General features: G+C 42.9%; 17 protein-coding genes and 4 tRNA genes. 9 read left to right on the top strand and 12 right to left on the bottom strand.

Annotated features, from left to right (window positions below; genetic code table 11):
- Positions 1–87: 87 nt before the first annotated feature.
- A complete protein-coding gene (locus CW749_RS25350) occupies positions 88–2,451 on the bottom strand; it encodes a DNA polymerase II (RefSeq protein WP_101115257.1) in 2,364 nt (787 codons plus the stop codon).
- 503 nt (positions 2,452–2,954) lie between these two features.
- On the opposite strand from CW749_RS25350, the gene uvrY reads away from it, so the two are divergent.
- From uvrY to pgsA, 3 genes are read left to right on the top strand one after another with little or no spacing between them, the layout of a single operon-like run.
- The gene (gene uvrY, locus CW749_RS25355) at positions 2,955–3,599 is read left to right on the top strand and encodes a UvrY/SirA/GacA family response regulator transcription factor (protein ID WP_101115258.1); all 645 of its coding nucleotides are present in this window, start codon (positions 2,955–2,957) and stop codon (positions 3,597–3,599) included.
- The gene (gene uvrC / locus CW749_RS25360) at positions 3,599–5,431 is read left to right on the top strand and encodes an excinuclease ABC subunit UvrC (protein ID WP_101115259.1); all 1,833 of its coding nucleotides are present in this window, start codon (positions 3,599–3,601) and stop codon (positions 5,429–5,431) included. The genes uvrY and uvrC overlap by 1 nt, the downstream gene beginning before the upstream one ends.
- Positions 5,432–5,481: 50 nt before the next feature.
- A complete protein-coding gene (gene pgsA, locus CW749_RS25365) occupies positions 5,482–6,039 on the top strand; it encodes a CDP-diacylglycerol--glycerol-3-phosphate 3-phosphatidyltransferase (RefSeq protein ID WP_101115260.1) in 558 nt (185 codons plus the stop codon).
- 65 nt (positions 6,040–6,104) lie between these two features.
- Here the strand turns inward: pgsA and CW749_RS25370 are convergent, their stop codons facing one another.
- Positions 6,105–8,168, bottom strand: coding sequence for a GGDEF domain-containing protein (locus CW749_RS25370; RefSeq protein ID WP_101115261.1), 2,064 nt, complete (start codon positions 8,166–8,168; stop codon positions 6,105–6,107).
- A 422-nt stretch (positions 8,169–8,590) separates the two neighbouring features.
- On the opposite strand from CW749_RS25370, the gene CW749_RS25375 reads away from it, so the two are divergent.
- From CW749_RS25375 to CW749_RS25390, 4 genes are all read left to right on the top strand, one after another.
- Positions 8,591–8,664, top strand: a tRNA-Cys gene (locus CW749_RS25375).
- A gap of 3 nt (positions 8,665–8,667) precedes the next feature.
- A tRNA-Gly gene (locus CW749_RS25380) sits at positions 8,668–8,743 on the top strand.
- A 170-nt stretch (positions 8,744–8,913) separates the two neighbouring features.
- Positions 8,914–9,000: transfer RNA gene (locus tag CW749_RS25385), tRNA-Leu, on the top strand.
- 15 nt (positions 9,001–9,015) lie between these two features.
- A tRNA-Gly gene (locus tag CW749_RS25390) sits at positions 9,016–9,091 on the top strand.
- 463 nt (positions 9,092–9,554) lie between these two features.
- Here CW749_RS25390 and CW749_RS25395 read toward each other — a convergent pair.
- The 10 genes from CW749_RS25395 to CW749_RS25440 all read right to left on the bottom strand — a co-directional run bounded on the left by CW749_RS25395 (position 9,555) and on the right by CW749_RS25440 (position 19,837).
- Positions 9,555–10,412 (bottom strand): mechanosensitive ion channel family protein, encoded by an 858-nt coding sequence (locus CW749_RS25395; protein WP_101115262.1) that lies wholly within the window; start codon positions 10,410–10,412, stop codon positions 9,555–9,557.
- A 102-nt stretch (positions 10,413–10,514) separates the two neighbouring features.
- Positions 10,515–11,153, bottom strand: a complete 639-nt coding sequence (locus CW749_RS25400; protein WP_101115263.1) for a YdcF family protein — start codon at positions 11,151–11,153, stop codon at positions 10,515–10,517.
- Between the two features lie 8 nt (positions 11,154–11,161).
- Complete coding sequence (locus CW749_RS25405) at positions 11,162–12,001, bottom strand: NAD(P)H-binding protein (protein ID WP_101115264.1); 840 nt, start codon at positions 11,999–12,001, stop codon at positions 11,162–11,164.
- 2 nt (positions 12,002–12,003) lie between these two features.
- Complete coding sequence (locus CW749_RS25410; RefSeq protein ID WP_101115265.1) at positions 12,004–12,246, bottom strand: TIGR02647 family protein; 243 nt, start codon at positions 12,244–12,246, stop codon at positions 12,004–12,006.
- A gap of 392 nt (positions 12,247–12,638) precedes the next feature.
- A complete protein-coding gene (locus CW749_RS25415; protein ID WP_101115266.1) occupies positions 12,639–12,857 on the bottom strand; it encodes a hypothetical protein in 219 nt (72 codons plus the stop codon).
- Between the two features lie 801 nt (positions 12,858–13,658).
- Positions 13,659–15,440 carry a M28 family metallopeptidase gene (locus CW749_RS25420; protein WP_101115267.1) on the bottom strand — a complete coding sequence of 594 codons (1,782 nt, stop codon included), beginning with the start codon at positions 15,438–15,440 and terminating at the stop codon, positions 13,659–13,661.
- 669 nt (positions 15,441–16,109) lie between these two features.
- Positions 16,110–16,880 (bottom strand): ABC transporter permease, encoded by a 771-nt coding sequence (locus CW749_RS25425; protein ID WP_101115268.1) that lies wholly within the window; start codon positions 16,878–16,880, stop codon positions 16,110–16,112.
- 9 nt (positions 16,881–16,889) lie between these two features.
- Positions 16,890–17,573, bottom strand: coding sequence for an ATP-binding cassette domain-containing protein (locus CW749_RS25430; RefSeq protein WP_201797036.1), 684 nt, complete (start codon positions 17,571–17,573; stop codon positions 16,890–16,892).
- Positions 17,574–17,617: 44 nt separating this feature from the next.
- Positions 17,618–18,607: a YVTN family beta-propeller repeat protein gene (locus CW749_RS25435; RefSeq protein ID WP_101115270.1), complete on the bottom strand. Its 990-nt coding sequence runs from the start codon at positions 18,605–18,607 to the stop codon at positions 17,618–17,620.
- Positions 18,608–18,637: 30 nt separating this feature from the next.
- Positions 18,638–19,837, bottom strand: coding sequence for an ABC transporter substrate-binding protein (locus CW749_RS25440; protein ID WP_237322581.1), 1,200 nt, complete (start codon positions 19,835–19,837; stop codon positions 18,638–18,640).
- Between the two features lie 194 nt (positions 19,838–20,031).
- Here CW749_RS25440 and pedF point away from each other — a divergent pair, with 194 nt between their 5' ends.
- Together pedF and CW749_RS25450 are read left to right on the top strand one after the other, a co-directional pair.
- Entirely contained in the window at positions 20,032–20,535 is a 504-nt protein-coding gene (pedF, locus tag CW749_RS25445) for a cytochrome c-550 PedF (RefSeq protein ID WP_101115272.1), read from the top strand.
- 1 nt (position 20,536) lies between these two features.
- Positions 20,537–21,451: an ABC transporter substrate-binding protein gene (locus CW749_RS25450; protein WP_145997885.1), complete on the top strand. Its 915-nt coding sequence runs from the start codon at positions 20,537–20,539 to the stop codon at positions 21,449–21,451.
- Positions 21,452–21,603 lie beyond the last annotated feature (152 nt).

The raw sequence follows: 21,603 nt of genomic DNA on the forward strand, positions 1-21,603 counted from the left end.
ACCTTTGTCAGCAGTCTGAAGAGCCAGACATTGTCTGGCTCTTTTTTATAAGATGAAAATATGTTTTATGTTCTTGTTGGAAAAAGACTAAAAAAGCCCAAGCTGCGGCGCGTTCAAGCTTTCAAAGTCTAATCCAATAAAGGGGAGAATAGCGTCTGCTACAGGTTTTAGTTGTTTATCTATGTAGTGTTGATAGTCGATAGGGCTTTGTAAATACTCATTTGGCTCGGGACCATTTAAAGTAATGACGTATTCTATTCTGCCTTTGTTTTGATATTGTAGTGGTCGACCAAGGGCTGCATTTTTTTCATCAGCTAACCGAGCCGCTCGAACCTGAGGAGGAATGTTTTTTTGATAATCTGCTAGTTTACGACGTAACCTTTTTTGGTATACAAGCTGATGGTCGAAAGCTCCGTTTTTGGTTTTTTCAACGTACTCGCGAATATAGTCTTTCGGATCCTTGTCGTGGAAAACCATATCGTACAAAGTTTGCTGGAATTCTTGAGAAAGTGGCGTCCAGTCGGTTCTGGCACTTTCTAGACCTTTAAAGATGATTTCTTCTTCGTTTCCTTCCCCAATTAAACCAGCATAACGCTTTTTAGAGCCGGCTTCTGAACCTCGAATAGTGGGCATTAGAAATTTCCGGTAGTGCGTTTCGTATTCAAGTTCGAGGTGGGAGGTGACACCGTATTCAGAGGTGAGATGAGACGTCCACCATTCGTTGATATGGCTAACGAGAACGTGCCCAATGGCGTCAGCATCTTGCTGAGAGTGCGGTTTGTTTAACGCGACAAATGTAGAGTCAGTGTCGCCATAGATAACTTGATAACCTTTTTCTTCAATTAGCGTGCGAGTTTGTTTCATGATCTCATGCCCACGCATGGTAATAGAGGATGCAAGACGCGTATCAAAGAAACGACAGCCAGAAGAGCCAAGCACTCCGTAAAAGGAGTTCATAATAATTTTAATGGCTTGCGAGAATGCTTTCTCATTATTCTTTTTGGCTACGTCTCTAGCTGCCCACAATTGCTCGATCATTTTAGGTAAAAAGTGCTTTTCGCGGTGAAATTGCCCACCACGAAACCCTTCAACGGCAGAATCTTGAGTGTTACCAATATCGAGTTTAAGCCCCTCAATTAATCCCAATGGGTCGATGAGAAAACTTCGAATAATGGATGGGTATAGGCTTTTAAAATCGAGAACCAGTACAGAATCGTATAGCCCCGGAACCGAATCCATGACATAACCACCTGGACTCGCAAGCCAGTTTTCGGGCTGAAGGTTAGGGGCGGTATAGTTAGCACGATGAAGCCGAGGTAGGTATAAGTTTGTAAACGCTGCGACCGAACCACCCACCCTATCTAGCTCGACACCCGTTAGCTTTGAGCGTTCTATTACGAATTCGAGTAAATGGGTATGTTCAAAAATTCGATTGACCAGCTTACAGTCTTGCAAATTATATTTGGCCAGCGACGGTTTATCTTCTCTGAACATTCTATTGATTTCATCCATACGATCATGGACGTTGTGAATGTCTTTTCCTTCGCCAAGCAATTCTTGTGATACGGACTCTAAAGACCAAGATCGAAAGTGATAGGTTGCGGTTTTCAGGGTGTCGATTCCATCGAGAACAACGCGACCGGGAATGCGGATGAAGCTTTGGTTGGTAGTATTCGACTGACGAAAATGCGCGTTTTGCCCACCCCGACCGATTTTTAAAGGCAAGTTATGCCATTCGCACCGTTTATGGAGTAATCGAAAATCAAAATCGATCACACTCCAACCGACTATGATGTCTGGGTCAAACTGCGTAAACCAGTCACACATCGCTTGAAGTAGCTGAAATTCATTTTCTACCCATTGAACGGCTGTGTCACAGGGTTCCGGAGCCCCAATCATAATGACTCGGCTATCCATTTCGCTATCCAATCCAATGGAATAGAGTATGCCTTTCTCACTGCATTCTAGATCGAGTGATACTTGAGTCAGGGTAGGGTGATAGGTTCCGTTTTTACATTGAGCACTCAGGTATTGGTTGTGATCTCGCTTCGGTACTAAGTTACCTTGAAATTGAATGCTGCCTTGGATGAATCGCTCCATCAGGTATCGGTCGGCAAGTCGTACGTCCGATTCGTACGTAATCAGCTCATTGCTAGCAAGAATTTGAGAAGCGGCATTGGCATTTTTGATGGATGAAAAGTAAACGCCAGATGTAGATGTTTGATCGAACGTTTTGAGTGGCAATGGCTTAATTTGGTGTTCAATATGAGCATCGTTGATAAGGTCTGAAGCCAATTCGCTCTGTTCTGTCTCAATAAAAAAGACAGGCTTCTGGTTGGGGACGACGACATGAACGGGGCCACCTTCTGTATTTAGCCATAAATCAACTTGTGCCTTTCCAGACACATCACGTGCTTGCCTTGTTAAAACGAACCCATCTTGAACGGTCAAACTTTGTGCCTTTGTAAATGGCTATACAGATACTGAAGGAGTATACCCGAGTCCGCCAAAGGTGCGCCACCCATGAGATTTTTCCCGAGAAATAGGTAAGAGCATGGTTGCATTTATTTAGCCGATACAACACTAGAGCTGTCCATTTTTAGTAGTTTGGTTATAAGTTAGAATTTTTATTTATGAGGTCTGCGTCGGATTATTTAATGGAATTTAAGACGTTAAGTTGGTATTACTGAAATATCAATAAAGTGTTAATTCGCATTCTTTTCTATAGGTGACTAAAATTCCTACAACAAACGGTGGAATTTGGTTCAAATGGAGGGCGACTTAACGAGTCTGATTATAAGTTATGACTAAAGTTTGCGTTAGTACGCATATTCGTTGTAATTTTTAAGCCAGAATTGCGATATGATGAGTTCATCTGATATTTATGTGATTGGTTCACTGGATGGTGAATTGAAAACATAGCGAGAACCAAAAATTAGTGTGGAGATACAAGTTTGATTAATGTTTTCCTTGTAGATGATCACGAGCTGGTTCGCACAGGGATACGACGTATTATTGAAGACGTCCGTGGTATGAACGTAGCAGGGGAAGCTGACAGCGGTGAAGAAGCCGTCAAGTGGTGTAGAAATAACCATGCTGACGTTGTTTTAATGGATATGAACATGCCAGGCATTGGCGGTTTAGAAGCCACAAAAAAAGTGCTTCGATTTAACCCCGATGTAAAAATCATTGTACTAACAGTGCATACAGAGAATCCTTTCCCAACGAAAGTAATGCAGGCGGGAGCTGCAGGTTATCTGACAAAAGGAGCAGGACCAGACGAAATGGTGAATGCCATTCGAATGGTGCATTCTGGCCAGCGTTATATTTCACCTGAAATAGCGCAGCAAATGGCGTTAAGCCAATTCTCTTCCGCATCTGAAAACCCTTTTAAAGACCTTTCGGAACGAGAGCTTCAAATCATGATGATGATTACTAAGGGGCAAAAAGTAACTGACATTTCAGAGCAATTAAGTCTGAGCCCTAAAACGGTGAACAGTTACCGATACCGTCTCTTCAGCAAGCTGGATATTAGCGGTGATGTTGAATTGACCCACTTAGCCATTCGTCACGGAATGATCGACACTGAGACGTTGTAGTGTCTCAGACGTTCGATTCCGGTTCCTTTCTTAATACCGTTACCAGTCAACCCGGCGTATACAGAATGTATAACGCCGAGTCGACGGTAATTTATGTCGGTAAAGCCAAAGATCTTAAGAAACGCCTTTCAAGTTATTTTCGTAAAAAAGTCGATAACGAAAAGACGCGTGCGTTAGTCAGTCACATTGACAAAATAGACGTCACAGTTACTCACACTGAGACTGAAGCGCTCATCTTAGAGCACAACTATATAAAGCAGTATCTTCCCAAGTACAACGTGCTACTCAGGGATGATAAGTCCTATCCATACATCTTTTTGAGTGGGCATAAGCACTCTCGCATATCAATGCACCGAGGATCTAAAAAGCGAAAAGGCGAGTATTTTGGTCCTTACCCAGATTCTGGTGCCGTTCGAGAAACATTACACCTGATCCAAAAGATTTTCCCTGTTAGGCAATGTGAAGATACGGTATACAGCAATCGAACAAGACCGTGCTTGATGTACCAAATCGGTCGTTGTGCTGCGCCTTGTGTTTCAAGCATCATCTCCGACGAAGAATACGCAGAGATAGTCAACTATGTGCGCCTGTTCTTGCATGGAAAAGATAAGCAAGTTGTCGAAACCCTTGTTTCCAAAATGGAAAAAGCCAGTATGGAATTGCGGTTTGAAGATGCAGCGACACTACGTGACCAGATCCAAGCTATCCGACGCGTGCAAGAGCAACAATTTGTGTCGGAAGGCTCAATGGATGATTTGGATATACTTGGTTTTGCACAAGAGAATGGTGTTGCGTGTATTCACATTTTAATGGTGCGCCAAGGCAAGGTGTTGGGGAGTCGTAGTCATTTTCCAAAAATCCCGAACAATACCGACAGGCATGAAGTTTTCCATAGCTTTTTGAGCCAATATTACTTGAGCCATAACGAGGCGAGAACCATCCCGTCACGTCTTATCTTGGATCAAGATTTATTTGAAGATGCAGAGCCTTTCCAAGACATATTGTCGGAGATTGCAGGCAGAAAAATTACCATTCAAACCAACCCAAAAGGGACGAGAGCTCGTTACTTGAAGTTGGCGAATACCAATGCACTCACAGCAATTACGACCAAAATCAACCACAAGATGACCATCAACCAGCGTGTTAAAGCGCTGCAAGAACATTTTGGCATGGATTCTATTCAACGTATGGAGTGTTTTGATATCAGCCATACAATGGGGGAGAGTACCATTGCATCTTGCGTTGTCTTCAACCGAGAAGGACCTGTGAAGCAAGAATACCGTCGTTATAACATTGAAGGGATAACTGGCGGTGATGATTACGCAGCAATGGGGCAGGTACTAGATCGCCGTTACTCAAAGCAACTGGATGTGGAAAAAATCCCTGACATCATTTTTATCGATGGTGGTAAGGGGCAGCTTAATCGTGCACACGAAATTATTTCGCAACATTGGGGAGATTGGCCTAAGCGCCCAAGGCTCATTGGTATAGCAAAGGGGATAACGCGTAAACCAGGTTTAGAAACCATGATTACAACCGATGGCGATGAATTTAACATGGCGACGGATGAACCAGCGTTACACCTTATTCAACACATACGAGACGAAAGCCACAACCATGCCATTGCTGGTCACAGAGCCAAGCGTGGAAAAACCAGAAGAACCAGTGCACTTGAAGGAATTGAAGGTGTTGGACCCAAACGACGCCAAGCACTGCTCAAATACATGGGTGGATTACAGGAGCTCAAGCGTGCAAGTGTTGAAGAAATAGCCAAAGTTCCTGGTATTAGCCTTTCTTTGGCAGAAAACATTCATCAAGCATTGAAACAATAACCGTTTTGACGCACCATTAAGCGCGCAATGTCTAAGAGCCTAAAATATATATGCGTTTTACCATACCGAACATTCTTACCTTACTTCGATTAGTACTGATTCCTGTATTTGTCATTGTGTTTTATATCCCCGCATCGTGGGCTCCTTTTGCTGCGGCAATGGTGTTTTGGGTTGCTGGGTTCACCGATTGGCTCGATGGCATGCTGGCTCGTAAGCTAGGGCAAACTTCGCGTTTTGGAGCGTTCTTAGATCCTGTTGCCGACAAAGTGATGGTAGCGACCGCGCTCATTCTCATCACAGAGCATTACGCAACGTGGTGGATCACTATTCCGGCTATTACCATGATTGCTCGAGAAATTATCATTTCAGCGCTACGCGAGTGGATGGCAGAAATAGGTAAACGTTCAAGTGTGGCTGTTTCTTGGGTTGGTAAAGTGAAAACGTTAGCGCAAATGTTTGCTCTATGGGTTCTCATTTGGCGCTATGACGACTGGATGGTATGGCTAGGTTATGCTGCTTTGTACCTTGCGACAATCCTAACCTATTGGTCAATGATGCAGTATTTAGCTGCAGCAAAAGACGACTTACTAGACGAGAAGCATCAATAGAGTTCAATTGTATTATTGATGACTGAAAGTTGGGCTATAAAAAGATTCAAAGAAAAAGCGGATGATTAATCCGCTTTTTTAATTTGTGATACTGCAAACTGATTTCTTCCACTACGTTTGGCGTGATAGAGAGCCGTGTCGGCGTGATGTAATGAATCAGAGAGGCTTACGTCTGAAGCGCTGTGAAAAAAGTGTGCTACACCAATAGAGAGCGAAACACGATCAGCGCAGTAGGAATGTTTATTTGGTATTTTCAATTCATACAATGAATGTTGTATGTTCTGAACCGTTTGAGTCACAGAGTCGACGTTTTGATTCGGAATAACGGCAACAAATTCATCGCCGCCATAGCGATAACATTTGGCATCGAGTAGCTCACAATTTCCCTTTATCAACTGCGTGATCGCCACCAAGACCTTATCCCCTTCAACATGACCGTAGTAATCATTTAGCTGTTTATAACAATCAATGTCGATCATCACGATGCTGTACTCAGAGATATTCTGCTTTTGAAGATCAAGGTAATGGGCATCAAGCGATTGGCGATTCCAAAGCCTTGTTAAGTGATCCGTCTGAGAAAGTAACGTCAGCTTTCTTCGGTTTATCTGGTTCTCAAGTGCAATTGAAAGATAGTTTGTTAGCTGGAGAAATAGCTCATACTGATAAGTTTGATAAGCATAACAATCACCGGCTTGAATGGTAAATATCGCGTTTACTTCACCATTTATTGTAATTGGGGCGAATAACAGCGAGTTTTTGTTTCCGTGTTTTGCCGAGCTGCCTAACATGGCGACTTTTTTATCTACGGTCATATCATTGAAGTAGAGAGGGCACTTGTTTTTCCCGCAGTACTCGAAGAATGTTGCCTGCGCAGAGAAGTCGATGTAATGCGAGTCTTTTATTTCGCTATCTTCATAGTAATGCTCGACGAAAATACGATTGCGTTTTGGTTGATAAAAGCCAATGGCTAAAGTGCCGACTTTAAACAAGCCTTTTAGGTCTGCTACCAGTTGAAAGATAACATCTTTGAAATTGTCGCATGTACTGAGGTATTGCCCAATTCTATTGATTAAACGAAGATTTTTATTGATGTCTTGTGCCGATTCTAATGCCAGCCTGTCCATATTTAGCTGATAGATCTGGCTTAAATAGTCACGTTCTCGTGATATCGCGGATTCGCGAGATTTTTGAAGCGATGCAAACATTAATTGATAGTGCTGATCTCGTTCTTCGCCAGAGGGCATTTGTTCAACTCGAGACAACAAGATGTGATTGAATTTATCAATTAGCTTGTTGGCACCAATCTCTCTTGCTAATGAAAGCCCGTTTTCTAGATGATTGTCTAGTTCATCCCAATTGGATTGTGCAAGTAAAAGCTCACAATAATCTAAAGTCATCTCAGACAAATAGTAATCGTTTTTGCATTGCCTGATGGCTTCTATTGCAAGATCTAGTTGCTGCTTCGCGAGTTCAACTTCATTAATTGAAATGTAGTACTTTGCTTTTCTTTGATAGTAAAAACTGAGGTATCGAACATTTCCAGAAGCATGAGTTTCAATGATATCGAAAATGGATTTAGCTTCTTCGTATTGCTTCAATTCGATATGAGATCCCGCCAAATTAATGTAGGAAATCAGTGAAAATTGAAATTCGTCCTCTTTCAGGCCTTTAATGGCATCAGTAAAATATTTAATTGCATTCTGGTGTTGTCCTACCGCAGCAAATAGATCACCAATGTTATTTTTAACTAGAGATACTAGGCGCTTGTCACCGTATTTATTAATCCTTTCTGCTTTTGTCAGAAATTCACTGGCATGAGAGTGATCACCTAACAACCCGAAAATGGTCCCAATATTGAAGTAGGCAATAAGAAGAAGGTAATGCTGTTGATGGGTTTGGCAGAGAGAAACACAATCAAAGAATTCCTTTAGCGCAGGAATTAATTTACCACCTCGATAAAGTGTGTAAGCACTAAAAAAAGATTGAAACTCTACAGGAATAGAATGACCGTACTTTTCTGATAACTCGCGAATTTTTTGCTGCCGCTCTATCACTTCTTCTGCCGAGGCAGAGGTGAACACATTGCGCACGCGTTGCAGCAGATCCGTTTGCCATTGCGAGTTATTCATTGACGGTCCCTATCATAATGAGGCGCAGATTATAGCACCTCGTACTTTTAAAAATATAGAATCGGTCGAAAAACTCACAATTAATACTTGGCTTATGAGCTGATTGATGAAATCAACATTATTAACGGAGAGAAGGCTCTTGTTTCTGTTCTTATACTTGTCGGTATTGCGCGCCTTTATACCCAGTGTAAAGCTTATCTCTTTGCCTTCGGTAATGGGTTATAAACTGTTTGAAGAATAATCTCGAAAGGTCTATAGAGACTAGCTATGCGATGATTAAAAGAACTGTTTTGCGTGTTTTGACCGGAAAATAGCCAAACGAATCAAAAAACTAAAAAATACAGTTGACGCTCTCGCGGGAATGCGTAGAATGCCTCCCCGTACTCAAGAGGAACTGATTCAAGTTTTCGAATTGAGTTGAAGGCGTGTTGGCAGAGTGGCTATGCAGCGGATTGCAAATCCGTGGACCTCGGTTCGACTCCGGGACGCGCCTCCATTTGCGACACTAGCTCAGCTGGTAGAGCGCAACCTTGCCAAGGTTGAGGTCACGAGTTCGAACCTCGTGTGTCGCTCCAAATTTTGTTTGATGATACTTCATCAAATTGTGATGCAAGGTGTTCCCTTGCCAAGGTTGAGGTCACGCCTAAGCCTTGAAGATCGGGAACCTCGTGTGTCGCTCCAAATTAAAATGATATGGCTTCATTGCGATATCAAGATGGTGTCTCCATCACAATGAATATTGTGTGCCCTGGTGGTGGAATTGGTAGACACAAGGGATTTAAAATCCCTCGGCGTTCGCGCTGTGCCGGTTCAAGTCCGGCCCGGGGCACCATCTCTCGAATATTATGCGACACTAGCTCAGCTGGTAGAGCGCAACCTTGCCAAGGTTGAGGTCACGAGTTCGAACCTCGTGTGTCGCTCCAATTTTTCACTCTGAATTCCTTTATCAAACTCAAAGCAAGCACAACCTTGTCAAGGTTGAGGTCACGCCTACGCCTTGAAGATCGGGAACCTCGTGTGTTGCTCCAATTTTTCACTCTGAATTCCTTTATCAAACTCAAAGCAAGCACAACCTTGTCAAGGTTGAGGTCACGCTTACGCCTTGAAGATCGGGAACCTCGTGTGTTGCTCCAATTTTTCACTCTGAATTCCTTTATCAAACTCAAAGCAAGCACAACCTTGTCAAGATTGAGGTCACGCTTACGCCTTGAAGATCGGGAACCTCGTGTGTCGCTCCAAAATTCTGAAATCTCGACAGAAATGTCGAGATTTTTTCGTTTTTAACCACCCAAACTTTTAAGAGTCAATACAATTAAAAAAACCAAGCCAGTCGCTTGGTTTCTTATATGTAGCACGCGGAGTGCAGTGCAGATTATTAACCTGATTTTAGGTGAGTGAAGCTGGGTTCTTCTGACCGAAATGACGTTGATACATAGCCATAAAATCTTCACGAATCAGCTGTTCAATTTCAAATGCACGATCTGTTGGGCAAAAAAGCATGAAATGAACAATTTGTTCGCCAGTATTCGCGCTAGAAACGGAGATATGCGGTTCTGCACCAGGTAAATCGACCCCAGCATGACGTTCAATGACAACGTTGTATCGTTTAGCGACATCAATAAAGTCTTCGCAGTGGTCATCAATTTTTGCCAAGAGGCTAGGGAACATAGGGTAAAGATTACGAAATTCCCCTACAACAATATTGAAACTGTGGTAAACGTAGCGTTTCATAAAGTTTAGGTTTTTCACGGGAACACTGAAAAACATACTGTTTGGTAGAGTTGCTGTTTTTCCTGTGTAGTTATAGTTACCGTGGTGCAAATCAATTTCTTGAATCACTGTTGCCATCAAATTGTGCTCAATCACTTCCCCACAAAGGTTACCAACCTCAATCCAATCACCAATTCTAAATGAACGAGAGCTCGCCCTTTGAATCGAGCCTGTGAAGCACAGAATAATTTCTTTAGATGCGACTACAACAGCTACAGCAATTGCGGTGAGCGACAGTGCAAATTCACTGATTTCGGATTGCCATAATAAAAATAGCGTAATAATAATGACTGAAAACGCACTGTTTTTGGTGCGAGAGATCCATTTTCTTTGGTCTTCGGTGAGGAAATTGACGTCACCGCGGATCAAAGATATGACGATTCTTCTAACCAGTACAATGAGCAAAATCAGCAGTGCACTTGATATGAGTTTATTTTCTGCAAGAAAGCCGACAGCTTGATTCAAGACTTCCATTAAATTTCTCCTGCTATGTGCCTTCTTTATGAGTTCACTTCTTTTATACTCAGCCCAAGCCTCAAATGAGGTTTGGGCTGAGTTGTGATTATCACTTTTTTATTAAGAAAAAGAAGGTTGCGCTTTTATATTCTGATAAGCAAGCATCACCCCGTCTGGGATGTCTTGTTCGATCTGGTATCCCTTTTCAGGATAAGTTTGCAAACGCTCAAAATCTCCGAGCATGGTTTCGATAACTAAATTAGAGGGTATCGAATCGGTGAAGTAGTCTGAAAATTTGCCTCCAGACGATGTGACATTCACCTCTACGTATGGCAAATCCCATTGTTTCTTGAACGTTGCGTATGCGCGCCTTTCCATGTAAGGCTTTTGAACCAACAAAACCCGGTCTGGGGTAAAATCAATTTCTCTAAACAAGTTGGCAGTGAAAACCACATTTTCACCTGAATTGGTCGCGTGTGTTTCTAGCAATATGTGTTCTGATGGAACGCCCATTTGTTTTGCAATTTCTGCAAAATGTTCTGCTTCACTTAGATCAAATAAGCCTTCAGTTAGGCGACCTTGTGCGCCGGAAAACACCAATTTTGGTGCGATGCCTTTCAAGTAGAGGCTAGCAGCGTATTCCGCCACTCTTTCATCATTGCTGCACATACAAAATATGCAATCTGCATTTTCAATACGTTGGTGCATTTGCATGTAATGCCAAACAGTTTCTATATCTTGATATAACCGGGTTGCCATAAACTCTCCTATAGCGCGTCTAAAGTACTCGGATAGAGGTACTGATAGCCCAAAGAAATCAATTTGTCCGTCACGATCATTTTACCGGGTTGGTCTACCACGGGCGGTAATGAAAGGACACTATCTGAACTCACGGATTCAATGGCTCGTTGATAGTATTCCGCTTTACTCACGGTTGACGGGCTGGTTGCGTTGACAACGGTATTTTGGAGATTGGTCACAGCGAAAGCGACGACGCCAACAGCATCATCCTGATGCAGCATATTGGCGGGAGCAGAAGAACTGACCGATTTTAACCTCGCGGCAAAACGAGATGGGTGTCTGTCTGCGCCAACCAAACCACTGCATCGAACCACAACGTAGTCCAAGCCAGAATCAATAATGGCTTGTTCAGCTTTCAACATGATGACAGCTTTTTCAGAAAATGCGTTATTTTCAAGTGCAAGGGAAAGAGAAGCGCACGCTTCGTTCATTTTGGTTGGTTGTTCAGGATAAACGGTCGTGGAGCTGACTTTTACTATTTTCTTAACACCAGCGTCGGTTGCGGCTTTCACCATAGCTTGCCAGTGATTCAAATAATGCAGACCGCCTCCTTTGCGAAAACCAGGTGGAAATGCACCTATCAAAACGTCAATGTCATGGTTTTTCAGATGTTGGATGAGCTGGTTAGCACACTCTTGTTCATTTTCAGATAAGCGGAATAGAAAAGCCTCAATGCCTTCCTGTTTAAGTTGCTCACAACCTTCAAGGGTTGTTTTACTAGCAATAACCTTATGACCAGCTTCTTTCAGCAATTTGGCTAGGGGAAGTCCTAGCCAGCCTGCGCCTACAATGGCGATTTTCTTCATGCTTAAGCACCTGAAGTGCTTAAAACGCGAAGGACTTTGTCGGCGTGTTCAGCCACTTCGATGCCTTCATCCGTTAAATAGCCACCATCGGCTTGTGTACATAGACCTTTTTCAAACAATCGCTGAACCGCCCCTTGTGCCGACTCTGATGCGTCTTGATGGACTTTAATGCCAGTGGCTGAGCTACTGATATCGAATTGAAGAAGAAGGTTCAATTCGTCGAGATGATCTTGTGTGTATTTCATGGAACTACCTCTTAGCGATTAATCTGTTCTCACCTTAAAACGCTGATTAGGCATGTACAACCATGGGAATAAAGATCTGTTAGGTTGAATCAAATTGGTCGTAATGTAGACACATTCTTTGTACATGTTTTGTTAGCGAGGTAGTTTATTCCGCTGTGTTCTTTTCCTTAAATAAGACCAGAAAACGAAGACCTGAATCCTGCACCTTGAGACCTCTTGGGTATATAGATAAAACTTGGGTATATAGATAAATGAGTACTGTTCGAATTTGATTAGGCTAGCGGCAAGTAAGCAGAAGAGCTCGCGAAGGAGCTCTTTACCTCTGGCGTTATAGGGGAAACGCTAGAATACAGTTAACGAATCTATATGGTTAGAGTCGATATTGCAGCGATTTAGTACCAGACCATACTTTCCGGTGTCATGACACCAGCAATTGTTTCTGTTGCACTACCAACAAAGCCTGTGGTGACCCCTTCTTCTGGGTTAACGCGCAAAGCAGGTTTAACAATGGCTTTTACGGGCTCTTTAAGCCAATTCTTACTATCGCTAGAAGGCTCTGAGCCCAAATTACTTTTTACTGATGGTCTAGCTAGGTGATTTTGAATTTCCATACGCAAAGTTCAATCCTTGTATCTTAAAACCACTTGAGTTTACTGTTGTGAAATATGGCGCATACAGTTTTCACTTTAATGACAGTAGTAAAAAATCTGAATAATGTGTTTTTTTATTACTGTTTTGTGATCTGGCAACGTTTTCAGAATGTTATCCACATTTTCTGTGGATAACTCGGTTAACACTCGTTACCAGCGTATGATATTCCTATGATTTTCGTTTTCGAGAGTGCGAATCCGAACAAAAATGCGAGTTAACTGCACGTCACTTGCGCAATGGTACTGAGGGAAATCGTTGTTGGAATCAGTATAAAATGGCGCTGAAGGTTGGTAAGTGAAATTATATTTACTTATTGAATTTAAATGTTTTTACTCTCGATTAAACGGATGTGAACACCTAAAAGTTTTATTGTGTAAGCTACCTTTTACTACGTTATGCCTAGTTCCATAAGCTGCTCTAATCAACGTGATCTAGCTGCAAGTTTTGTTAGCAAATCAGGTGGTGCAGAAGTAACCAATGTAATGATGTTGTCCTATTTTAACGGGGTTGTAGGGTTTTTGGCTTGTGGAAAACCCTCGAAAAAATGCGTCGTAGCACATATTTTTCCACAAGGTTATCAATAAGAGACTAAATGCGTTTAAAGCCACAATGGGTCATATTTGCTGCACAAACCTTCATGTGAGATTAGGCGGTCTCGTCAACAAATTACACTCGAATCGCAAAATCCCTTAAAAGTGTGATGGCAAAGTTAGAGCAAGAAAAAAATCCCAGCCATATTACTGGCTGGGATTTAGAGCGTGTTATTCGAAATCTTGGTCAAAATCACCATGGAAGTGATCGTGGTCAGATACGCTATCTGCTGCTTTCAGACGTTCACCAATGCGCAGTGTGTCTTTCGGAGCGGATTCCGCAGAGAAGCTACGAGCATGTCGTGCTGCTGCTTTAGGTTCAGCAGGTTCTGGGAATAAGTCTTCACTCATCGCATAGTAGGTCGTGACATAGGTCAGAGCTTTGGTGTTCATGAACAGTGCTTTGTGACTGACGTTAGTTGAATCGTCACAGGCACGGTGATAACACTTGTCGTACGCGACATCGATATCACCACCAAATTCACCGACTTCTTCAGCCGACTTAAGTTTCTCTGCACCAGTAAATAATCCGCCGAATGCGACTCCCCAATCTGCAAATCCTGCATAATCAGAACGTTTAGAAAGTGCTTGAGGGACAGTTGTCTCGCCATTGTCACCAAAGAAATTGATAAACTGAGTTTCAATGTCTGATGTACCAAATGGAGGCTCGAAGTCGCCAGTATAGGCGTTATCTGGGCTATCTTTCGTGTCTGACAAATCGCCATCCATAACACCGTAAATGTAGTTAGGCGAACCGATCATGTCGAAGTTTAGATACAACTTCACGTTGTTCATTTCGTTGTAACGAGCTTCAACCAGTTTGTTTTGTTCTTCAGTAAGATCGGCTGGATCTTCAATGCCTAGTTCTTCCATGATTTGCTTACGCGCTTCATCAAGAATAGGTTTGAACAGTTCTTCGGTGTAGTAGTTTGAACCGATTAATCCAGCTTCTTCCGCTGCCCACCATGCGAAGCGGATTTTGTTTCGAGGCTTGATACCCGTATCAGCAAGAGTTAACGCGTACTCAAGTAAGCCTGCGGAACCGGAGCCATTATCGTTGATGCCTGGGCCTTCAGGAACAGAATCTAAGTGTGCGCCTAGCATAACAACCTGATCATCATCGCCGCGGCGAGTTTCTGCAATCAAGTTATGTGTTTTCACAATTCGGTTCATAACAGTAACGTTTAACGAAGCGTTGATCGCACCATTGGCAAGGTCGTCGAACCATTGTTTACCTAGGTCATAACGCAAACCAAATGTCGGGATAGTGACGGTGCTGTCGCGGCTTAATGTACCTGCTACTACGCCTTTACGTCCTTCTGAGTTACCTTGGTTAAAGATGATGACGCCAGTAGCTCCGGCTGCTTGAGCATTTGTCGCTTTCGCGTTGAACGAGCAACCTCCACGTTGAATCACCGCTACTTTGCCAGTGACATCTTTGCCATCAAAATCGGTTGCCTCACAGCCATCAGTATCATCATAGTCTGGTTGATCAAAACGGAAGTCAGGTGTGACAAAAACGATATTACCGTCAACGGTTCCATTCGATGAACCGGAGTATGACATGGTTGCGTAATCTGCGACTTCGCCTTCTCCTACATCTTTAGTTGAAAGTAGAGTTTTACCATCAACCATAACAGAGGTGTTTGGTAATTCTTGCCAGCTTCTAAAATCAAACCCTTGCTTAGTCACCTTATATCCGGCTTTTCTTAATTTCTTAGCGATATATTTCAGTGAACGTTTATAGCCTTTTGTGCCAGCGGCACGAGTAAGAGCACTACCATCCGGAGTGGGCACGGCACGCTTTTCTAATTTATCGAGATGCTTTACTACCGCGTCTTTCTCAATCTGGTCGCTTACATATTTTGCGTATAATTCAGGTGTACAGCCAGAGAGCATGACTGACGCGACCGAGATCGCGATCAAAGATAATTTAGTGTTCGCCATTTTCATTATTCATTTCCTTTGAAGTTGACTTTAAGTGTTCCGTTTCTATATCCAAGAAAGTTCTATTTAAATAACGTCAATTAAGTAAAATGTGCAATGAGCGCTTGCACACTTATTAGGTTTCTCGAATATAAAGGAGACCACCCATGGTAGTAATTGAAAAATGGGCATATCAAATATAATTATAATCTTTCACAGGGAAAATAAATAAAGTGTGAAAGTGGAGCTAAATGCAATGAAAATCAAAAGCTTGCATTTCAATCTATCTAAGTGCATAAAAATTCCAATTCTGACACTTTCTGTTAAATAAATAATCAGGCTAAAGTGTGGTATTGCTTCAAAAAAGGCATCGATAGAATATTATTCTGAGCTTGGGGTTTAAACGCTGAACAATCTAAAGGTTACCTGTAAGCTATAATAAATCTACCGTTGAAATTATATTGAAACAAAAAGTTGGTTTAATTGTTTATGCAATGAGCTTATTTATCAATTACTGATAAGTAATTAAAAGAAGTTTCGTAAATAAGAAAAGAGAATATTTAACATTGATCTGTGAATTTTGATTACAGTGCTAGGGTTTTGAAATTGAGATTACTAATATTACGTAATTTTTGAACCAAGGTAGATTTAATTATTTTTAATGTTGATATGTTATATCATAATAAAAACTCATGGCTACTGTTTTTTTAAATTAAACTGATAGGAAGCCAATAAAGAAAATAATACAGCAAGAGTCACTATCACTATTGTTCCCATTTGATTAAATTGGGAATAGAGAGCGTACCTAATCAGCTCGACACAATAGGTAAATGGGTTAAAGCGGCAGATTTGGTATAACCATTCACTGGATTCCTGCATTTTCCATAAAGGATAAAGGGCTGACGACATAAAGAACATAGGGAAAATGACGAAGTTCATTACCCCAGCGAAGTTTTCTAACTGATGAATGTAGGATGCGATTACGATGCCGAGACCCGAGAGCATCATTGCCGTTATGAAGCAAGCCGGTAACGCGTAGAAGAAACCTACGCTTGGTGGCTCAATCCCATATAAATAGGCAATACCTAAGAAGGCATAAACCTGAAGTAATGAAACTAACGAACTGGCAATTTGCTTAGATAATATGAGGAACCATCGTGGGAGGGGGCTAGTCAGAAGTAGCTTTATAGAACCCATTTCTCGGTCATACACAATGGAGAGTGCGCTTTGCATACTATTAAAAAGCAAGACCATCGCGCACAGCCCAGGCAATATGTACTCTTCATAATTAATGTACGTGGCGTACGGCTCTATTATCGAAATCCCCAGTGCGGCTCTAAAACCGGCTGCAAATACGATTAGCCAGAGCAGGGGGCGCACTAAGCTACTGGCGAAGCGTGTTTTTTGCTGAGTGAACTTTAAAAACTCACGGTACACAATGCTAGAAAAACCAAACCAATAGTTCACGTTGCATCCTTACTTGGGCTCAACAGCCCCTAGACACGTTTGATACAATTGCTGAGCAGAGTCACAGCGGTATTTTTGGCATAGTTCACTCACGCTACCTTGCTCAATCAAGTTTCCCTCTAAAAGCATTAACACGTTATCGTTGGGCTCTACTTCATCAATAAGGTGCGTTGCCCAAAGCACGCATGTTTCACTTTGTGTGGCGGTTTTTCGTATTAAGCGTACGAGCACTTTCCTTACTTCAGGATCTAACCCAGAGCTTGGTTCATCCAATAGCAGTAGACGTGGAGAGTGCAACATAGCTCTCACAATCTCCAACCGCCGCCGGTGCCCGCCATTCAGTTCTCTTACCTTCTTTTTTAAAGTGTTCTCCAATTCAAACTCTTTAACCAAAGGCAAAAACGCAGTGACGGTTTCTGTTATGCTTAACCCTCGTAACCCACCGTAGTAAAAAAGGTTTTGCTCTCCGGTTAAATCTAAATCCAAAGCACTTTGTTGAAAAACCACGCCTGTATTTTTTGCGCTGTACTGAGGCTGTTCAATCAAACTTTGACCAAACATCAAAATCTCACCTTCCTGCTGAGGAAGAAGGCGAGTAAGCAATGAAAATAGAGTGGTTTTGCCAGAGCCATTAGGGCCAAGCAATATTGTGATGCCACCAGAGAGCTCGAAAGAGACATTTTTGAGCGTCATTCTATTGCTACGTTGAAATGTGAGGTTCTTAACACTAACCGGAATCATTGTGGTGTCTCTTTGATGACGGCTCCCCAAGGGTAGCGACCAACTTTGATGGATTTCAGAACCTTTAGATTGGGGACATCAATGATCGATACGTCGCCACTGACTCCATTTGTAGTAAGGAGTTTGTCTTCTGCCGCGTTAAATGCCATGTGCCAGACACGTCTTCCAACTAAGAGATAATCGAGAATTTCCAAAGATTGCTGATCAACAATCGCTATATGGTTTGCAGGGCCAAGGGCGACAAATGCGAATTTTCCATCGCTCGAAAGCTGAATGCCCACTGGCTGAATTTTATGGGAATGGATGCCTTTTGGTTTGAAGCTGAGTGTCTTTAATACTTGCCTTGATTCAGTATCAATCACTTTTACAGTGCCACCAATCTCGGAGCTGATCCAAAGCCTTTCGCCACTTTTGGTAAATTCAGCATGTCTTGGTCGCTCATCAACCAACGTATTATGAACGACTTGGTTAGTTTTAGAATCTATCCAGTGCGCCATGTTTGAGGTTTCCGAGGTAACGATAACGGTCGAGCCATCCGGGCTCACAGCGACACCTTCAGGCTCTACGCCGACATCAATTTGGGTAATCACGCTTTTGGATGGAATATCGATAACAGTAAGAAGGGCGTCATCTTCATTGGCCACATACAAAACTTCGCCATTCGGATGCAAAGCAAATTGCTCTGGGTCCTCTCCAGAAGGCAGTTCTCCGATGATGTCTTGCGTGGCTAAATCCAATATCTGAACAGTATCCGATTCACTGGCGCAGATATAGAGTTGTGTCTTGTCTTTGCTCAGTAAAACCCCTCGTGGCCGGTCGCCCACGGTGATCGTTTTGAACACCTCTAAGCTGCCCATATCAATCAAACTAATTGAGTCGTCTTTTTCATTAGAAACATAGGCGACCTCTGACGCAAAAGAGGCAGCAGCTACCCACGGTAATGTGCAAACCAAATAAAGGGTTAAACGTGTTAAATACCGATTCATCTTCTTGTCCTTTTAAATTTATATACCTTTTTAATCCGTTAAATCGCACTTCGAATCCTGCTTGTCTGCCCCTAATGTGTCTAAGTCATTAAAAGGGTGTAAGTAACCATCTAATGGGGCGGATGCCACAAGCGCACTTGGGTGTGCAAGTGGAATGGGCTGACGTAGCTGACCGCTCCACGGTCTGAAGCTCAGTTTTCTACCTTTGTAAGCACCAAATTCAAATGTTGAGCTGAGCAAATGCTCATGAATCAAATGAGGTTCCACTGAATTTGTTTGAGTGACTGCCGCGTTGAGAGCACGAATGGCAACCCAAGCCGAGTAGTCATGAGCATTCATAAATCGATCCGATTGCTCAAAAAATCGATGCTGAAGTTGTATGGCGGCCCATTGCTCAATCGCTTTATGCCAATTGTCTGCTCGTAACCCATGTGTTCCCACAACGGGTCTTGGTAGCCAGGTATTAAAAGGGAGGTACTGACCAAATACGTTGTGCATATCCACTACCCAAACAGCGTCGTAGTTTTTGTATTGAGTGAATAGTGGGATCTCTTTGGCGGTGCTGCGCCTTAAATCGGCATCAAATGTCCATGGCTTATCTGCGATGATCTTTAATCCAAGGCGTTTGATACTGGCTCGAACATTGTCTGCCATTTCCAAATCTTGCTCTGTTGAACCGGTAATCAGCAGAACCTTTGTGAGCTTTTTGTACCGGAGCCATTGGGCAATGGCATCGGACAACATGCGATAGCTTGGCGAAGTGTGTAAAACATTGGCGAGGCACGCCTCGGTTCGTAATGCCTGATGGGCTGAGTTGACATTAAATATCAGTGTCTCAGAAGGTAAAGCCGCTTGAACGCGTTTCAACGTCGCGGCGTCACTATCCACTAAGTAAAGCTTCGTTCCTGATTGATTAAGCGATTTAGCGCGGGAAACGAGTGCGTCTTGGCTGGTTTCTCTTACTGAAGATAGCGTGTATTGATGACCCAAGAATTTTCCTGCTCCGTTACTGTCTTCTATGGATAATTCGGCTCCAGCTATGCCACTGTCGGAGTGAGGTCTTAGGTAAATAGGAGTCGCTGTTATCGCGTCTTGAGCCAGCTTCAAATACGCAACGTTCACGTCTAGAGCAAAGGCGTAATGTGAACAAGTTGACAGAGAAATACCGATCAAAACGACCTTCATCCAACTTCGCTTTATCTGCGGTCTTCGCCTAAAAAAATGAAGCATTCTGCCTCCGATTCTGTTTCCTATTGCTGACTACTCTAATCAACAAAGTTTGGTTTTGACCACGCTGTAACCCAGTAAAACAGGCGATTTCCTCCTAAAGGATGACAAAATACGAAGCTTTTGGATGATTTTGTTCGATGCCATGTACCCATACACTGAAGCTAGAAAAATAGTGAAGTGAAGGAGTACGAATCATGAAAAGTTTTATATGGAAGTTACGTAAAAAATGGCAACCGAGAAAAGCCGTTGTAACCATTTTAGGTGGATTTCTGGTGCCAGTTGCTGCTGTTGTGCCAAGCCTGATTTTCTTATCCGAGCCAGTGGCAGCACACGGAAATGTCACCCCCCAATCGATAGACACATCGTCTATTCCTCAACTAGGGGAAGATTGGCAAGACACCAACCCATATCGCGAACTACAAGCCAGTGAACGCGCTGAAATAGAACGAATTGGTGCTTCTGCTTACAACCAAAATTGCGCTCGATGCCATGGTTTAGAGGGTATATCTGGCGGCATAGCTCCAGATCTTCGTTTTCTTGAGCCCGACTTTGATGGTGATGAATGGTATGTCTACCGCGTTCAGAATGGGGCAGTCAGAAACGGCGCTGTTTACATGCCAAAAATGACGGAACATCTAAACCAAGAAGCACTATGGGCAATAAGAACTTGGCTTGAATCTGTTGCACCAGAAAGTTGATATGAAAGCGATCATCTACATTTGCTTAGCGGCGGCGATGTTATGGCTGCCTTCTATGCTGGCTTCAGCCCGTTCGATGGACGACATTGTCGATAGCGGTTACATCAAAGTCGCGTTTTATCGTGATTTTCCACCGTACTCATTCATTGAAGGTGAAACGGAGAAAGGCATTGACGTTGAACTCGCCCGAGCTTTTGCAGAGGCGCTCGATGTCGAGTTGAGATTCTTGTGGATGACGGCAGACGAAACCGCTGAAGATGATATGCGTAACTACTTATGGAAAGGGTTAAATCTGCATACAAACGACGGAACGCGAGTAAAAGCCGATGTCATGATGCGTGTTCCCTATGACAGGAAATGGCAACTTAAAAGGGACGACCTTGGCTTACCCGCACATGAACGCGTGTACATGTTTGCCCCTTACCAAACAGAGCGATGGCGAGTGGCATTTGATGCCTCCAAGAATGCCCAAATAGAAACGGTTGCGATGTTTCAATACATTCCTGTGGGTGTGGAGATAGATACTGTCCCTCAGTTCTATTTTGCGACAGCATTTGGTGGGCGATTTCGTCAAAACACCAAAACATACAATAGCCTGCAGCTAGCATTTGGTGCACTTAACACCGGAGAGGTACACGCGGTAATGGGGTTAGGCGGGCAAGTTCAGTGGATGAAAAATCGGTCTGGTGAATCGATCAAACTCTCGGATACGCATTTTCCCACGTTAGGTATTCTCCGGTGGGACATTGGTATGGCAGTTCAAGCCGATTACCGTCAGCTATCGTATGCTTTAGAAGATGTGGTTATTGCCACGCTTTCTGATGGGCGAATGCAGGCTTGGTGTCTTGCAATGACCATTGATTGTCCTATTCCTGAACTATACAAAGAACTAGGGTCTGTTGACCTTTCGAGATGATTTTTGCAGCAATTTGTGGGTTATTTATACAAGGCAACGCTTATTCGGTGTAGTCGCTCTACATCAATAAGCGGTAACGCAGTAGAAAGGAGCCACAAATGCTGCCCGAAGGGTTCGAATAGGCGCCCCCGGTCTATACCCTTTACTCTTTG

The sequence above is a fragment of the Vibrio sp. vnigr-6D03 genome (genome assembly GCF_002835515.1).
In the GTDB taxonomy this organism is placed as follows: domain Bacteria; phylum Pseudomonadota; class Gammaproteobacteria; order Enterobacterales; family Vibrionaceae; genus Vibrio; species Vibrio penaeicida.

Coding starts and splice junctions, on each gene's coding strand:
- pgsA (WP_101115260.1), top strand. CDS start 5,482: ATGCGTTTTACCATACCGAACATTCTTACCTTACTTCGATTAGTACTG.
- CW749_RS25370 (WP_101115261.1), bottom strand. CDS start 8,168: ATGAATAACTCGCAATGGCAAACGGATCTGCTGCAACGCGTGCGCAAT.
- CW749_RS25395 (WP_101115262.1), bottom strand. CDS start 10,412: ATGGAAGTCTTGAATCAAGCTGTCGGCTTTCTTGCAGAAAATAAACTC.
- CW749_RS25400 (WP_101115263.1), bottom strand. CDS start 11,153: ATGGCAACCCGGTTATATCAAGATATAGAAACTGTTTGGCATTACATG.
- CW749_RS25405 (WP_101115264.1), bottom strand. CDS start 12,001: ATGAAGAAAATCGCCATTGTAGGCGCAGGCTGGCTAGGACTTCCCCTA.
- CW749_RS25410 (WP_101115265.1), bottom strand. CDS start 12,246: ATGAAATACACACAAGATCATCTCGACGAATTGAACCTTCTTCTTCAA.
- CW749_RS25415 (WP_101115266.1), bottom strand. CDS start 12,857: ATGGAAATTCAAAATCACCTAGCTAGACCATCAGTAAAAAGTAATTTG.
- CW749_RS25420 (WP_101115267.1), bottom strand. CDS start 15,440: ATGAAAATGGCGAACACTAAATTATCTTTGATCGCGATCTCGGTCGCG.
- CW749_RS25430 (WP_201797036.1), bottom strand. CDS start 17,573: ATGACGCTCAAAAATGTCTCTTTCGAGCTCTCTGGTGGCATCACAATA.
- CW749_RS25435 (WP_101115270.1), bottom strand. CDS start 18,607: ATGAATCGGTATTTAACACGTTTAACCCTTTATTTGGTTTGCACATTA.
- CW749_RS25440 (WP_237322581.1), bottom strand. CDS start 19,837: ATGCTTCATTTTTTTAGGCGAAGACCGCAGATAAAGCGAAGTTGGATG.
- pedF (WP_101115272.1), top strand. CDS start 20,032: ATGAAAAGTTTTATATGGAAGTTACGTAAAAAATGGCAACCGAGAAAA.
- CW749_RS25450 (WP_145997885.1), top strand. CDS start 20,537: ATGAAAGCGATCATCTACATTTGCTTAGCGGCGGCGATGTTATGGCTG.